The 14,137-nt window shown below is 71.9% G+C and carries 15 protein-coding genes; 7 read left to right on the top strand and 8 right to left on the bottom strand.

Annotation, left to right across the window (positions count from 1 at the left end; all coding sequences use genetic code 11):
- Positions 1–197 precede the first annotated feature (197 nt).
- Entirely contained in the window at positions 198–1,880 is a 1,683-nt protein-coding gene (locus tag ACFY3U_RS12160; protein ID WP_387199209.1) for a long-chain-fatty-acid--CoA ligase, read from the top strand.
- Between the two features lie 50 nt (positions 1,881–1,930).
- Positions 1,931–3,022: a winged helix DNA-binding domain-containing protein gene (locus ACFY3U_RS12155; protein ID WP_387199206.1), complete on the top strand. Its 1,092-nt coding sequence runs from the start codon at positions 1,931–1,933 to the stop codon at positions 3,020–3,022.
- A gap of 16 nt (positions 3,023–3,038) precedes the next feature.
- On the opposite strand, the gene ACFY3U_RS12150 is transcribed toward ACFY3U_RS12155, so the two are convergent.
- The 3 genes from ACFY3U_RS12150 to ACFY3U_RS12140 are packed head-to-tail and all read right to left on the bottom strand — an operon-like array spanning position 3,039 to position 3,924.
- On the bottom strand, positions 3,039–3,320 hold the full coding sequence (locus ACFY3U_RS12150; RefSeq protein ID WP_387199203.1) for an SRPBCC domain-containing protein: 282 nt from the start codon (positions 3,318–3,320) through the stop codon (positions 3,039–3,041).
- 41 nt (positions 3,321–3,361) lie between these two features.
- On the bottom strand, positions 3,362–3,580 hold the full coding sequence (locus ACFY3U_RS12145; RefSeq protein ID WP_387199201.1) for a hypothetical protein: 219 nt from the start codon (positions 3,578–3,580) through the stop codon (positions 3,362–3,364).
- Complete coding sequence (locus ACFY3U_RS12140) at positions 3,577–3,924, bottom strand: hypothetical protein (RefSeq protein ID WP_387199966.1); 348 nt, start codon at positions 3,922–3,924, stop codon at positions 3,577–3,579. The genes ACFY3U_RS12145 and ACFY3U_RS12140 overlap by 4 nt, the downstream gene beginning before the upstream one ends.
- A gap of 275 nt (positions 3,925–4,199) precedes the next feature.
- Here ACFY3U_RS12140 and ACFY3U_RS12135 point away from each other — a divergent pair, with 275 nt between their 5' ends.
- From ACFY3U_RS12135 to ACFY3U_RS12120, 4 genes are all read left to right on the top strand, one after another.
- Positions 4,200–4,922: an XRE family transcriptional regulator gene (locus ACFY3U_RS12135; protein ID WP_387199915.1), complete on the top strand. Its 723-nt coding sequence runs from the start codon at positions 4,200–4,202 to the stop codon at positions 4,920–4,922.
- Positions 4,919–5,392, top strand: coding sequence for an NUDIX domain-containing protein (locus ACFY3U_RS12130; RefSeq protein WP_387199198.1), 474 nt, complete (start codon positions 4,919–4,921; stop codon positions 5,390–5,392). Before ACFY3U_RS12135 ends, ACFY3U_RS12130 begins: the two co-directional genes overlap by 4 nt.
- A 235-nt stretch (positions 5,393–5,627) precedes the next feature.
- Entirely contained in the window at positions 5,628–6,185 is a 558-nt protein-coding gene (locus ACFY3U_RS12125) for an AAA family ATPase (protein WP_387199194.1), read from the top strand.
- 285 nt (positions 6,186–6,470) lie between these two features.
- Positions 6,471–7,097 carry a hypothetical protein gene (locus ACFY3U_RS12120; RefSeq protein ID WP_387199191.1) on the top strand — a complete coding sequence of 209 codons (627 nt, stop codon included), beginning with the start codon at positions 6,471–6,473 and terminating at the stop codon, positions 7,095–7,097.
- Positions 7,098–7,200: 103 nt separating this feature from the next.
- On the opposite strand, the gene ACFY3U_RS12115 is transcribed toward ACFY3U_RS12120, so the two are convergent.
- Together ACFY3U_RS12115 and ACFY3U_RS12110 are read right to left on the bottom strand one after the other, a co-directional pair.
- A complete protein-coding gene (locus ACFY3U_RS12115) occupies positions 7,201–7,917 on the bottom strand; it encodes a DUF6082 family protein (RefSeq protein WP_387199189.1) in 717 nt (238 codons plus the stop codon).
- A 369-nt stretch (positions 7,918–8,286) separates the two neighbouring features.
- Positions 8,287–8,892: a GNAT family N-acetyltransferase gene (locus ACFY3U_RS12110; protein WP_387199186.1), complete on the bottom strand. Its 606-nt coding sequence runs from the start codon at positions 8,890–8,892 to the stop codon at positions 8,287–8,289.
- A gap of 113 nt (positions 8,893–9,005) precedes the next feature.
- Here ACFY3U_RS12110 and ACFY3U_RS12105 point away from each other — a divergent pair, with 113 nt between their 5' ends.
- On the top strand, positions 9,006–9,404 hold the full coding sequence (locus ACFY3U_RS12105) for an MmcQ/YjbR family DNA-binding protein (RefSeq protein WP_387199183.1): 399 nt from the start codon (positions 9,006–9,008) through the stop codon (positions 9,402–9,404).
- Positions 9,405–9,422: 18 nt separating this feature from the next.
- On the opposite strand, the gene ACFY3U_RS12100 is transcribed toward ACFY3U_RS12105, so the two are convergent.
- The 3 genes from ACFY3U_RS12100 to ACFY3U_RS12090 form a co-directional block, all read right to left on the bottom strand.
- On the bottom strand, positions 9,423–11,237 hold the full coding sequence (locus tag ACFY3U_RS12100) for an acyl-CoA dehydrogenase (protein WP_387199180.1): 1,815 nt from the start codon (positions 11,235–11,237) through the stop codon (positions 9,423–9,425).
- A 24-nt stretch (positions 11,238–11,261) separates the two neighbouring features.
- Entirely contained in the window at positions 11,262–12,755 is a 1,494-nt protein-coding gene (locus ACFY3U_RS12095; RefSeq protein ID WP_387199177.1) for an ATP-binding protein, read from the bottom strand.
- Positions 12,756–12,987: 232 nt separating this feature from the next.
- The gene (locus ACFY3U_RS12090) at positions 12,988–14,133 is read right to left on the bottom strand and encodes a fatty acid desaturase family protein (RefSeq protein ID WP_387199174.1); all 1,146 of its coding nucleotides are present in this window, start codon (positions 14,131–14,133) and stop codon (positions 12,988–12,990) included.
- Between the last annotated feature and the right edge of the window lie 4 nt (positions 14,134–14,137).

Below are 14,137 nucleotides of genomic sequence, written 5' to 3'. Positions count from 1 at the left end.
CGTCGGCGCGCGGGCGATCGCGGACACCGGGGTGATCGTCGGCTTCCGCAACGACGGGGCGGTCCTGCCGGTGTGCTGGACCGGCTGCTGACCACCTACGCCACCGTAGGTTACCGGCCCGTAGTTTAGGCTGGAGGTGCCGCGCCGGGCGTCACGGTAACGCCCGGCACGCCACCCTGACCTGCGATGGGAGAACGATGGACCCGACCGCCGACCGGCCCTGGCTGCGCAGCTACGCACCCGACGTGCCGGCCACCATCGCTCCGTCCGACGAGTCGCTGGTCGACCTGCTGGACGCCACGGTCCGGCGGCACGGCTCCCGGGTGGCCCTCGACTTCTTCGGTGCCACCACCACGTACGCCGAACTGGCCGCTCAGGTCGCGCGGGCCGCGACCGCGCTGCGCCGGCTCGGCGTCGGCCACGGCGACCGGGTGGCGCTGGTGCTGCCGAACTGCCCGCAGCACGTGGTCGCCTTCTACGCCGCGCTGCGGCTGGGTGCGGTGGTGGTCGAGCACAACCCGCTCTACACCGCACAGGAGCTGACCCAGCAGTTCGCGGATCACGGCGCCCGGGTCGCGGTCGTCTGGGACACGGTCGCCCCTCGGGTGCGCGGCGCCGGGTCGGTGCAGACGGTGATCGCGGTGGACCTCAGCCGCGCCCTGCCCCGGCTCAAGCGCTGGGCCCTGCGGCTGCCGGTGCCGAAGGCGCGCGCCGCCCGCGCCGCGATGACCACGCCGGCGCCCGACGCGCTGCGCTGGGACGACCTGCTCGCCGCCGCCGAGCCGCTGGCCGCCGACCACCCGGCGCCCGGCCCGGACGACACCGCGCTGCTGCAGTACACCGGCGGCACCACCGGCACCCCGAAGGGCGCGATCCTGACCCACCGCAACCTGCGGGTCAACGCCGCGCAGGGCCGCGCCTGGGTGCCCGGCCTGCGCGACGGCGAGGAGACGGTGTACGCCGTCCTGCCGCTGTTCCACGCGTACGGGCTGACGCTCTGCCTGACCTTCTCGGTGGGCATCGGGGCGACGCTGGTGCTGTTCCCCCGGTTCGACCTGGACCAGACCCTCGACGCGGTGCGCCGCCGACCGCCGACGTTCCTGCCGGCCGTACCCCCGATCTATCAGCGCCTGGCCACCGCGGCCCGGGAGCGTGGGGTGGACCTGCGGTCCGTCCGGTACGCGATCTCCGGCGCGATGTCGCTGCCACCGTCCACCGTGGAGCTGTGGGAGTCGGTCACCGGGGGCCTGCTCGTCGAGGGGTACGGGATGACCGAGACCTCGCCGATCACCCTCGGCAACCCGGTCTCCCCCGCACGCCGACCGGGCACGGTCGGGGTGCCGTTCCCCTCCACCGACGTGCGGATCGTCGACCCGGAGGAGCCGTCCCGGGACCGCGCGCCCGGCGAGGCCGGTGAGCTGCTGGTCCGCGGCCCGCAGGTGTTCCCCGGCTACTGGAACCGCCCGGAGGAGACCGCCGAGGTGCTGCTGCCCGGCGGTTGGCTGCGCACCGGCGACATCGTGACGATGGACCCGGACGGCTTCGTCACCGTGGTCGACCGGATCAAGGAATTGATCATCACGGGCGGGTTCAACGTCTACCCGTCCGAGGTGGAGGACGCGCTGCGCCGGGTGGACGGCGTCCGCGACGCCGCGGCCGTGGGGATGCCCGGCCCGCACGGCGGCGAGGAGGTGGTGGCCGTGGTGGTGCTGCACCCCGACCGCACCAGCGAGCCGGAGAGCATCCGCGCCGCCTGCCGGGAGCACCTCACCGGGTACAAGGTGCCGCGCCGGGTGGTGGTCGCGGACGACCTGCCGCGCTCGCAGATCGGCAAGGTGCTGCGCCGCGAGGTACGCGACCGGTTGCTCGCCGGGAACTGACCGGCGCAGCGGTCGCCGGAAGTGTCGGTGCCGCCGCCTACGCTGTGGTGATGGTCGACCGTCGTCGGGTGATGAGCTTCCGCGTCCGCGCCCAGCAGCTCGACCGGGTCGCCGGGGCGCTGCCGGCGACGACCGTCCTCGACCTGGGCGTGCAGGACACCGGCCCGGACGGTGGCCGCTGGGCGCTGGCCCTGCGCGGGGTGGACGTGGCGGCCCTGTCCGGCGACGAGCTGACCCTGCTGTGGAGCGTACGCGGCGCCCCGCACCTCTACCGCCGCGCCGACCTGCCGCAGGTGGCGGCCGCGGTCGCGCCGTTCTCCGACGCCGACGCGAGCAAGCGCATCTACGACGCGGCCAAGCAGTTGAAGGCCGCCGGCATCGGCACCCTGGCCGCCCTCGACGAGGTGGCCGCCGGGATGCGCGCCGTGGTCACCCGGCCGACCGTCAAGGGGGAGGTGTCGCGCCGCCTCGCCGAGGCGCTGCCCGAGCCGTACCTACGCTTCTGCCGACCGTGCGACGCCACCCACCTGTACGAGATGCCGTTCCGGCTGGCCGCCATCCGGGCCGGGCTGGAGCTGCGCCCCGACACGTCGCCGCCGATCCTGCAACGGATCAGCGGGTTCACCCGGGCCGACACCCCGGGCGACCGGTTCGACGTCGTCCGGGCGTACCTGCGACTGCTCGGGCCGGCCACCCCGCAACACGTCGCCGGTTACCTCGACGCCCCGGTGAAGGAGGTGAAGGCACGCTGGCCGGGCGACGCGGTCGAGGTGGTCGTGGACGGTGAGACCCGCTGGCTGCTCGCCGCCGACCAGGCGGCCCTGGGGTCGACCGATGTTGAGGGCGTCCGGCTGCTCGGCCCGTTCGACCTCTTCCTCCAGGCCAGGGACCGGGCGACCCTGGTGCCGGACGCCGCCCGGGCCAAGGAGCTGTGGCCGGTGCTGGGCCGCCCCGGCGCCGTCCTGGTCGACGGCGAGATCATGGGCACCTGGCGTCCCCGCAAGTCGGGCCGTGGCCTGCGGGTGACCGTCGATCCCTGGCAGCCGATTGCCGAGCGCCACCGGAAGGCCGTCGCCGACCAGGCCGAACGCCTCGCCGCGCACCGGTCGACCACCCTGTCGGGTGTGGAGTTCACCGGCTGAGGGCGTGGCGGTCTCGCTACCGTTGCGCCTCGAAATGCTCCTTCATCGACGGGTAGTAGTCGGCGAAGTCGGGCGCCGGCTGCCCTTCCCGCGCGGCGAGCAGCCGGTCCAGGTAGTACTCCCAGCCCGGCCCGATCTCACCGACGCCGTCGAGGCCGGCCAGGTGCTGGGTGAACCGCAGCCGGGTGCCGTCGGCCGTCTCGGTGAGCACCAGGTCGAGATGCCAGGCGCCCTGCTCGTCACCGGCGGTGAGCGCCAGCCGGTACGGCGGCTCGCAGGCGACGATGGCGTAACCCATCGGTTACGCCACCACCAGTGAGCCGTCGGTGTCAGTCGTGCTCAGCGCAGCCAGCCGAGGAAGCGCCGGTGCAGGCTCCCGGCCGGCGCCGCGCCCAGGTCCTCGGTGGCCCGGACAAGCTGCCCGCCCAGGTAGAGCGCCAGCGAGACGGGCGCGTCCGCGTACTCCGCCCGCAGCTCCCGCCGCCGGGTCGGGCACGGCCAGGCCGCCCCGCAGCCGCCGCACGTCCACGCGGGTGGCAGCGGCCCGTGCGCGGTCACCCGCGTACCCCGAGGAAGCGGGCGGTGCGCGCCCGCGCCTGCCGGCTGGTCGCCCAGGCCACCTGCCAGCACGGGTACGGCGTCAGCCGCGCCCACCACGCCCGGCAGCCGACGCACATCCCGTCGAGACCTCGTACGTGCACGGCGAGGATCGCCCCACACCGGCAGACGCGTCGCCACCTGCGCCAGCACCACACCGGGCGGTGTCGCCCGGCGAGGGTGAGCGCGGCGGCGGCCAGATAGTCCTCGTAGCTGGCCCGTGGTCCTCGCGGCGAGGGGGGATCGCCGGCGACGACGCCACCCACGGAGCGGCGCCAACGCCGATCAGGCTGATGCACCGACATGCAGCTCACCACCTCCCGGTCGTTGAAAGGGAGAAGGGGCCGACGCCCGTGCCTGGCCCGACCACCTCATGGGCCGACAACGACCCCTTCCCCCTGGCACCCACCGGCCCGGCGACCTATCGCATGCGAACCGGCAAGGCCCTGCTGCTGAACCTATGGGGCAGTTCTGGACATACCAACGTCCCGATGGACACCGAGGCGGACGCTTTCACGGAGTAGCGCGTCCCAATGTGTCCACTACGGTGGGAGTCATGAGTCACCGCCTACGCGCGGCCATGCTCCGCGCTCAGCTCGACCCGGCCGCCCTGGCCCAGACAGTGGGTGTTGACGTCAAGACCGTCACACGGTGGCTGGCCGGCCGCGTTCCTCATCAACGCAGTCGCTTAGCCGTGGCCGACGCTCTTGGCGAGACGGAGGCCGACCTGTGGCCACAGACCCGCCCCGACCAGTCTCCCGGAGCGGAATCCACGGCTGAGGTCGTCGCCGCCTACGCGCACCGCGCGGACATCCCTCGCCACACCTGGGCCGCGCTACTCAACGGCGCTTCGAAGCAGATCGACCTGCTCGGCTACGCCTACCCGTTCCTGCTGGAACTGCTGCCAAACACGATGCAGCTCATGAAAGAGAAGGCCGGTAGCGGCGCTCACATTCGGCTCGCATTTGCCGATCCCGACTGCCCGCACGTCGCCGAACGTGATGCCCTTGAACAGATTGGCGGGACCCTACCCGGCCGTATCCGCAATGCCCTCAACTTCTGCGAACCACTCCACGACACTTCCGGCGTCGAGATCGGTCTACACACCGTTCACCTGTACAACTCGGTGTTCCGCTTCGACCACCAGATGATCGTCACCCCGCACCTGTACCGCGCCCGCGGCTATCAACACCCAGCCCTACATCTCCGAGAGCTGTCCCCGCACGGGATCTTCGCTGCCCACGCCGACCAGTTCGAACAAATCTGGCAGACCACCTCCGCGTACCGGAAGGAGATCCCGTGACCAGTCGGCGGGACTACTACCACGACCCCGACGCCCCCACCCCCAACAGCCTGGTCCCCGGTGCCGCGGCGCTCGTCACCGACGAGCACGGCCGCGTACTCCTACAGCGCCGCACCGACTCCGGGAACTGGTCGCTGCCCGGTGGCGCGATGGACATCGGCGAGACCCTCCAGCAGTGCGCCATCCGCGAGGTCAAGGAGGAGACCGGGCTCGACGTCGAGATCACCGGCTTGCTCGGCATCTACACCGACCCCGCGCACGTGATCGCGTACCCCGACGGCGAGGTGCGTCAGGAGTTCACCATCACCTACCTCGCCGACGTCGTCGGCGGCACCATCAGCGTCAGCGACGAGTCCACCGACGTGCGCTTCATCCACCCGACCGACTTCGACCACATCCCGATCCACGACACCATGCGACTCCGCCTCCGCCACCACGCGGAGCACCGCGACGCCCCATACCTCGGATAGCGCCACCGGGTCCCCTGCGGACTCGTTGACGGGCGGCGCGTTCGCCCGGCCGCAGGACGCATCGCGACATCCGGCCTGACGCGGATTCCCGGCTGGCTCGCCCCCACCGGACCTGGTCGTTCCGAACCACGCGTCCTGGACGGCCCGCAAGCCGTCGTCCGACGAGTCGGTGATCTGGAAGAACTTCCACAGGTATCCGGACACCCACCCCGCCCGCATCATGGAAGGACCATGGTTGAGCAGCCAGTACATCGTCGTCACCGGTGGACCCGGAGCCGGCAAGACCACCCTGATCGACGGCCTTCGGGGGGCCGGGCACGCCTGCGTGGAGGAGGCGGGACGGCAGATCATCCAGGACCAGCTGGCGATCGGCGGGCGGGCGCTGCACACCGGCGACGCCCGCCTGTTCGCCGAGGTCATGCTCAGCTGGGAGATCCGCTCCTACCGTCAGGCCGGCCGGCACACCGGGCTGGTCTTCTTCGACCGGGGCATTCCGGATCTGGTCGGCTACCACCTGCTGCTCGGCCTGCCCGTACCGGAACACGTGACGGCCGCGGCCCGGTTGTTCCGGTACCACCGACGGGTGTTCATCGCCCCGCCCTGGCGGCAGATCTACGCCACCGACGGCGAACGACACCAGGACTTCGCCGAGGCCGTCCGCACCCACGACGCCATGGTCGCCGCCTACACCGCACACGGCTACCAGCTCGTCACGCTGCCCCGTTCCGACGTCGCCGCTCGCGTCGAGTTCGTCCGGCAGCACGCGGCCACCGCGCAGCGCGACACCCCCTAGCTCGAACGGCGCCCGGCATTCAACGGGTGCAGCTGTTGCTGTCATAGCGACAACAGATGCACCCGTTGATTTCGCCGTACGGCAGGCCGTCTCGCCGAGGTCCACGAGACCGACGGCCGGAGCTCCCCGAAAACGGCTCATATTGACTGATCTAGGTCTATACGCCGTCGATGCTAGCTGACGGTCATAACGTACGCATCGCCGGGGTCTCCGTTCCCACCGCACCGGCCCATGCCGGCGCACCGCTGGCGGGGCGGGCAGTCGACCCGGCGAATGGAGGACGTCATGAGGTTCCGTACCAGGGCTGTCGGGGCATTCGTCGCCGCAGCCGCCGCGTGCACGCTCGTCGCCACGGGCATAGCGAGGCAGCCGGCCAGCGCCGACGCGCACAGCTTCTCGTTCACGATGGTCCGCTCCCAGGGCGCCGAGGCGGCCGGCTGCCTCGCGAACGCCCGTGCCGTCGTGCGGGTCTATCCGGTCGGCGTCAACGAGGTGCTGAGCATCCGGGCCGAGGGCCTGCCGCCGCGCACCAACTTCGACCTGTTCGTGCTCCAGGTGCCCAACGCGCCCTTCGGAGTGTCGTGGTACCAGAGCGACCTGCGGTCCAACCAGAACGGTGTGGCCTGGGTGACGGTGGTCGGACGATTCAACATCGAGACCTTCGCCATCGCGCCCGGCGTCGCGCCCGCGCCGAACACCCACCCCGGCGCCGACGCCACCACCAACCCGGCGTTCCGCCCGATCCACACGTACCACCTGGGCTTCTGGTTCAACTCGCCGCAGGAGGCGGTGGCCGCCGGATGCCCGGGGGCGACCACCCCGTTCAACGGTGACCACACCGCGGGCGTGCAGGCCATGAGCACCCGCAACTACCCCGACCTGGCCGGCCCGCTGAGCCAGATCGGCTCCTGATCCGGGACGGCGGCGCCCCGGCGGACGACCCGCCGAGGCGCCGCCGGTCCGGGCGGCGGTTGCTGCCGGTCTCCGTGATGCGGTGCCGGGTGGGCCCGCCGCGTCATGTCGGACCGATGTCTCTGGCTGGAGTACGAGCTGACCGCAGCCTGCGCCACATCACGCCTGCCGAGATGCTCGCCGCGACGCCGATGACGACGTAGCTGAGTAGGTCGGCCGCCGCTGGGACGGAGCGTCGGACGGTGCTGAGGCCATCGTCAGATACCACTGCGCGCGCTCTCGGGTCGCTCAAGAGGGCGGTGGCATGCTGCTCATCAATGATGTGGAGAAAGCGTCGTCCTCGTCTCGTCCCCGCCGTACTCGCCGCCCAGGATGCGCGAGCCATCGGCCAGAAGCGCCTAGCGACGTCGCCACGGAACATGCCGCCCAGCATGTCCCGCAGCAGCGGTTCCGGGATCGTGCCGATCTCGTAGCCCATCCAGGCGTACTGCAAGAGCAGGTTCGTGTAGATGTGCTGCCGCTTGGCGGTGTCGTCGGGCAGCTCGAGCGGCCCCCAGCATGGCAGGTAGACAGCCAGGTCATCGAGCTGCATCTTGATCAGGTCGGCGTGAAAGCCGCGGATGGCCTGGATCCGGTCGGCCCTGACCTGCCGGGCCTGGAGCAGGAGCGATGCCGCCACGCCGCCCACCGCGAGCGCCGACAGGACCGCCGACGCGGCTCCGTAGGTCTGGCCGATCTCACTCAACCGGCCCCAGTCTTCGGCATCTCCCCCGCTCACCGCTCTCAGTGCGACGGGCGAGAGGATCACCAGCCCCAGCACGAGGAGGACCACAGCTACCGCGGCCGAAGCCTGGCCGAGGCGACGGGCCACACCCCGCCCTCCGATCGCCGGGCCTGGCGCGGAAGCGCCGCCGATACCACGTCCGTCTGCGGGATCCCGGCCCCTGACGCTCCGATGCATCCCGGCATTCTGCCGTCACGTGCGGCACGCCCGCTGACCCGTGACGACGGCTGTCATGGTCGAGTTGGGCATTGCGGCTGGAGCGCGACACCGTGCAGCCGGCCATCTTCCGCCGGTCCGGGTGTACGCGGTGGGCCGGTGGCAGGCCCCGCCATCGCTGGGCGCCTCCTTGGCCGCGTCGCCCGACGGCCGCGGCGAGGTCGGCGGCGCGAACGACCGGTTCAACGCTCAGTCGCGTCGCTTGTCCGCGTGCTCGCCCGGCACGCCGACGGGTGCCTCAGCGGACCCCGACTGCCAGACGTCGGCGAGCAGGCCGTACGTGAAGCCGTCCACCCAGCCCAGCTCGGCGTGCCAGGAGTCGCCGACGCCGTGCTGTTCACGTCGCATGCCGACCTTCTCCAGAATGCGTACCGAGGCGACGTTGTCCGCGAAGCAACCAGCGGTGATCCTCCGCACGCCCAGCCGGCCGAACGCGTACGCCACCATCGCGGTGACCGCCTCGGTAGCGTAGCCGTGGCCGCGGTACGCCGGGTCGAAGATGTAACCGATTCGGGCGTCCGTCCGCGACGGCATGCCGGGCTGCCCCATCCCGTCGACCACGTCGAGCGAGACGGTCCCGATCACCGTGCCGTCGAGGACCACCGCCGCGCTGTGGTCGTCGGGGTCCTCCGCCGCGCCCCGCCACGCCGCCCGGAAGGACGCCGGCTCGACGTCGGTACGCAGGAGCCAACGGGTGACTTCCGGCAGGTTGCGGTACTCCAGGATCCGGTCGACGTCCTCGTCGCGCACCGGGCGAAGCTCAAGGCGTTCGGTGCGGAGGTTGGTGCTGGCCATGGCACAGGACGCTAGCTCAGCGCTCTTTCAGCCAGCTCTCCCGGGGTGTCCATGGTGGTCCGGTCACGGAAACGAGCCCCACCAGCCATCGACGATGTGGTTGTCTTCCCGACATGCCGCATCCCATCATGTTCGACGACGCGGATCCGATCCTGGCCCGGCTACGGGCCCTGGCCCTGGCCTTTCCCGACGCGGCCGAGAAGATCTCCCATGGACACCCCGCCTTCTACACCACCAAGGTCTTCGCCTACTACGGCGGATCGGTGAAGGTCGACGGCGCCCTTCGGCGGCACGAACACGCACTGCTCGTCCTGGTGGATCCCGACGAGCGGGCGGCGCTGCTGGAGGATGACCGCTGCTTCCCGCCCGCCTACCTGGGTCCCTCCGGGTGGATCGGGGTGGACCTGACCGGCGACACCGACTGGGACGAGGTCGCCGAGCTGCTCGACGCCAGCTACCGACGTACCGCCGGTTCTCGCAGGGTGGCGCGACTCGACGCGACGCGACTCTAGCCGGGGACCGGATCAGCGTTACAGCCAGCTCTCCCGGGTGTCCAGGGTGGTCCGGTCGAGGCTCTCCAGCAGGTCGAACTGCAGCCCGGTGCGCGGCAGCTCGTACCGGAAGAAGTAGCGCGCCGCCTGCCGCTTGCCGGCCAGGAAGTCCCCCTCGGCGCCGTCGGGCGAGCCGAGCGCGTCCGCCGCGAGCAGCTGTTCCAGCCACATCCAGGCGATCACCACGTGCCCGACCGCCTCCAGGTAGACCGAGGCGTTGGCCAGCGCGACCTCTGGGTCGCCGGTCTCCCACAGCCGGCGGGTGACCGCGGCGACCCGGTCGACCGCGGCGCCGAGCCGCCCGGCCAGCTCGGCGGCCTCCCCGTCGGCCTTCCAAGCCCGGCTGACGGTGGCGCCGACGGTTTCCAGCAGCAGGGCCAGGCCGGCGCCGCCCTGCATGGTGGCCTTGCGGCCGAGCAGGTCGAGGGCCTGGATGCCGTGGGTGCCCTCGTGGATCGGGTTGAGCCGGTTGTCCCGCCAGTGCTGCTCCACGTCGTAGTCGCGGGTGTAGCCGTACCCGCCGTGCACCTGGATGGCCAGGTCGTTGGCGGCCAGGCACCACTGCGACGGCCAGCTCTTGGCGATCGGGGTGAGCATGTCCAGCAGCAGGTGGGCCCGCTGCCGGTCGGCCTGGGCCGAGGCGGTCTTCTCCTCGTCGAGCAGCCGCCCGCAGTAGAGCACCAGGGCCAGTGCGCCCTCCACGTAGCTCTTCTGGGCCAGCAGCATTCGGCGTACGTCGGGGTGGGTGACGATCGGCACCTGCGGAGCGGTCGGGTCCTTGTCGGCGACCGGCCGGCCCTGCGGGCGCTGCTTGGCGTACGCGAGCGACTTGAGGTAGCCGGTGTAGCCGAGCGCGGTGGCGCCGGCGCCCACGCCGATGCGTGCCTCGTTCATCATGTGGAACATCTGGGCCAACCCCTGGTGCGGCTCGCCCACCAGGTGGCCGACCGCGCCGGGCCGACCGCCGGGGCGGTGCACGCCCTCGCCGAAGTTGAGCAGGGTGTTGGTGGCGCCGCGGTAGCCCATCTTGTGGTTGAGCCCGACCAGCACCACGTCGTTGCGCACGCCCAGGGTGCCGTCCGGCTCGACCAGCACCTTGGGCACGACGAACAGCGAGATGCCCTTCACCCCGGGCGGCCCGCCGGGGATCTTCGCGAGCACCAGGTGGACGATGTTCTCGGCCAGCTCGTGGTCCCCGCCGGAGATCCACATCTTGGTGCCGGTCAGCCGGTACGTCCCGTCGTCCTGCGGCTCGGCCCGGGTGGTGATGTCGGCCAGCGAGCTGCCGGCCTGCGGCTCGGACAGGCACATGGTGCCGAAGAACCGGCCGGCGACCATCGGCCGGACGTACCGGTCGATCTGCTCCGGGCTGCCGTGCGCGAGCAGCAGGTTCGCGTTGCCCAGGGTGAGGAACGGGTACGCCGCGGTGCCCACGTTCGCGGCCTGCAGGTACGCGAACGCGGCGGCGGAGACCGCGTGCGGCAGCTGCATGCCGCCGACCGACTCGTCCAGGCTGGCGGCCAGCAGCCCGGTCTCGGCGAACACCTCCAGCGCCCGCCTGACCTGCGGGATCATCCGCACCCGGCCGTCGACCACGGTGGGTTCGCTGGTGTCGGCGGCCCGGTTGTGCGGGGCGAAGTGCTCGGTGGCGACCCGCTCGGCGAGGTCGAGCACCTCGTCGAAGATCTCCCGGGAGTGCTCGGCGTAGCGGGGGCGCTCGGTCAGCCGCGGCACATCCAGCCAGTCGTACAGCAGGAAGTGCAGGTCACGACGGGACAGCAGGGTGGACGGCACGGCTCTCCTCCTCCTCAGGAGGCCTCAGCCGCGACGTAGCCCGGCGACGGCCTCCCGCAGGTCATCCTGGCTGATCGGGCCGGCCGGCGCACCCTCCGTCGCCTCCCGCATCGCCTTGGCCAGCTGCACCCGGCGCAGCACCTCGCGGATGTCGGCGCCGCTCAGGCCGGGGGTGTGCGCGGCCAGGTCGCGCGGGTCGACGTCGGCGGCGAACATCCGGAAGCCGGGCCGCTCGTGCCGGTCGATCAGCTCGCGGACCATCTTCGCGATGATCTCGGCCCGACCGTTCTCGTCGGGCAGCGGGATGGCCAGCTTGACGTCGAAGCGGCCGGAGCGGATCAGCGACGCGTCGACCCGCTGCGGGAAGTTGGTGGTGGCCACCACGATGACGTCGGGGTTCTCCTCGATGAGGGTGTTCATCTCCTGCTTGAAGATGCCGGCCACCGCGTTGACCGCCTGGCTGGCCGCGTCCCCGCCGGCCCCGGCGTAGCTGATGATGCTGTCGAACTCGTCGAAGAGCATCACCGTGGGCACCCGGTAGCCGCGCGCCTCGCGGAAGATCTGCTTGATGTTGCGCTCCGAGCCGCCGAGGTACTTGTCCAGGATCTCGGGGGTGCGGATCTCCCGGAAGTCGGCGCCGATCTCGTTGGCCAGGGCCCGGGCCAGCATGGTCTTGCCGGTGCCGGGCGGGCCGTACATCAGGATGCCCTGCGGGCGGCGGGCGCCCCAGCGGGCCATCACCTGCGGGTGCCGGAACGACACGGCGATCTCCCGGAACCGGGCGACCACCTCGTCCAGGCCGCCGACCTGGTCGAGGGTCACCGTCGCGGTGCCGGCCGGCGGGCCGTCCGACCGCCGACCGATCCGGTACGCCCGCCCGCCCAGCGCCGCCGGCCCGTCCTCGTCGGCCAGCTCGCCGACCAGCCGGAGCACCAGGGTGACCATCGCCCACAGGTGGGCCGGGGTGACCTCGGCGTCGGGCACGGTGGCCCGCACCGTCACGGTCCGCCCGCCCGGCGCGGCCGCGTCCTCGACCTCGGTGTGCAGCCCGTGCTCGCGGGCCTCGGCGAACGCGCCGGCGCCGAGCGGCCGCGGGGCGGGCTCGTCGACGGTGGTGGTCGGCGGCCGCAGGCCGAGCCGCCGGGACGCCTCGGCGGCGACCCGCTCCGCGCCGGCCACCATCCGGCCGGCCACCGCGTCGCCGGCCGCGAACCGGTGCGCGAGCAGCAGCCCGGCCGGGCCGGCCAGGCCCAACGCGAGCAGCCCCACGGCCGCCGGGGTCGGGCCACTGCGCAGGTACGCCTCGAACAGCGGGGTCGGCCGACCGTCCCGGTCGACGGTACGCAGGCCGAGCCGGGCGTCGCGGATGGGCGCGGGCAGGTCGGCGCCGGCCAGCAGCTCGACCGGGCCGGTGGCCGCCGCGGCCAGCAGGCCCTCGGCGTCGACCACGGTCACCCGGGCGCCGAGCACGTCCCGGGTCTCGGTGTCCGGTCGCAGTGCGTACCCGTGTTCCGTCATGCGTCCACGTCCCTCGCCGCCGGGGTGTGCCCGCTGGCAAGTCTGACACCCGGACACCACCGCTGCCACCGCCTCCGACCATGCCCACCGTCCACGCCGATGCACGGCAGCGCCGTCGCGTGGCTGGCTGCGTTGATCGTCTACGCCTCAGCGGCGAGGTCGCGGCGTGTCGAGTCGCTGGGGCGTAGACGATCTTCCAGGCGGGGCGGGCGCCGCCCTCGCCGACGGGCGGTCAGGCTCCGGACGGGGCCAGGGCGCGGGTCGGCTCGACGGTGGGCGCCGGGCGCGCGGCCCTGCGGTTCGGCAGCGACAGCCGGATGACCTTCCACCAGGCCGAGGCGACCTGCTTGGCCAGCGGACCGGTGGTGTACTTCAGGCCGTACCGGTCGAACAGCGCGCGGACCTGCGGGGCGATCTCCTGGTAGCGCTTGCTGGGCAGGTCGGGGAAGAGGTGGTGCTCGATCTGGAACGACAGGTTGCCGGTCATGATGTGCATCAGCCGGCTGCCGCTGATGTTGGCCGAGCCGAGCATCTGCCGCAGGTACCACTCGCCGCGGGTCTCGCCCTCGATCGAGGTCTTCTCGAACGTCTCCACGCCGTTCGGGAAGTGCCCGCACATGATCACCGAGTGGCTCCACACGTTGCGGATCAGGTTGGCGGTGAAGGTGGCGGCCAGCGTGCTGAGGAACGACGGGCCGGAGAGCAGCGGGTGCACGATGTAGTCCTTGAGCACCTGGCGGCGGATCTTGCGGCCGACGGCGCGCAGGCGGGCCCGGAACTCCGGCGTCTTGTGCCGCCCCTTCTGCAGGTTCCGGCCCAGCTCCAGGTCGTACGCGGCGATGCCGTACTCGAAGAAGCAGGCGTTGAGGAAGTTCCACAGCGGCTGGCCCAGGTGCATCGGGTGCCACTTCTGGTCCTCGTCGACCCGCATGATGCCGTACCCGAGGTCGTTGTCCTTGCCGAGCACGTTGGTGTACGTGTGGTGCAGCTGGTTGTGCGAGTGCTTCCACTGCGCGGCGGGCGAGACGTGGTCCCACTCCCAGGTGGTGGAGTGGATCTTCGGGTCGCGCATGAAGTCGTACTGGCCGTGCAGGATGTTGTGGCCGATCTCCATGTTCTCCAGGATCTTGGCCACCGACAGGCCGGCGGTGCCGACCACCCAGGCCGGCGGGAAGAGCGAGAACAGCAGCACCGCCCGGCTGGAGATCTCCAGCGTGCGCTGGGTCTTGATCACGCGGCGGATGTAGCGGGCGTCGCTCTCGCCGCGCTCGGCGAGGACCCGGTCCCGGATCGCGTCGAGCTCCTTGCCGAGGATCTCGATGTCCTCGGCGCTCAGGTGGGCGATGGGGTTGTCGGCCTTCTTCTGGATCGCGGTCACGCGG

The organism is Micromonospora sp. NPDC000089, from assembly GCF_042899365.1.
Classification (GTDB): Bacteria; Actinomycetota; Actinomycetes; order Mycobacteriales; family Micromonosporaceae; genus Micromonospora.
Note: the sequence above shows the minus strand (reverse complement) of the source record. Positions and strands in the feature narration are given on the sequence as shown.

Bases quoted from the DNA above. Each gene is read 5' to 3' on its own strand.
- ACFY3U_RS12120 (WP_387199191.1), top strand. From the start codon at position 6,471: ATGAGGTTCCGTACCAGGGCTGTCGGGGCATTCGTCGCCGCAGCCGCC.
- ACFY3U_RS12155 (WP_387199206.1), top strand. From the start codon at position 1,931: ATGGTCGACCGTCGTCGGGTGATGAGCTTCCGCGTCCGCGCCCAGCAG.
- ACFY3U_RS12160 (WP_387199209.1), top strand. From the start codon at position 198: ATGGACCCGACCGCCGACCGGCCCTGGCTGCGCAGCTACGCACCCGAC.
- ACFY3U_RS12105 (WP_387199183.1), top strand. From the start codon at position 9,006: ATGCCGCATCCCATCATGTTCGACGACGCGGATCCGATCCTGGCCCGG.
- ACFY3U_RS12110 (WP_387199186.1), bottom strand. From the start codon at position 8,892: ATGGCCAGCACCAACCTCCGCACCGAACGCCTTGAGCTTCGCCCGGTG.
- ACFY3U_RS12150 (WP_387199203.1), bottom strand. From the start codon at position 3,320: ATGGGTTACGCCATCGTCGCCTGCGAGCCGCCGTACCGGCTGGCGCTC.
- ACFY3U_RS12135 (WP_387199915.1), top strand. From the start codon at position 4,200: ATGCTCCGCGCTCAGCTCGACCCGGCCGCCCTGGCCCAGACAGTGGGT.
- ACFY3U_RS12140 (WP_387199966.1), bottom strand. From the start codon at position 3,924: ATGTCGGTGCATCAGCCTGATCGGCGTTGGCGCCGCTCCGTGGGTGGC.
- ACFY3U_RS12095 (WP_387199177.1), bottom strand. From the start codon at position 12,755: ATGACGGAACACGGGTACGCACTGCGACCGGACACCGAGACCCGGGAC.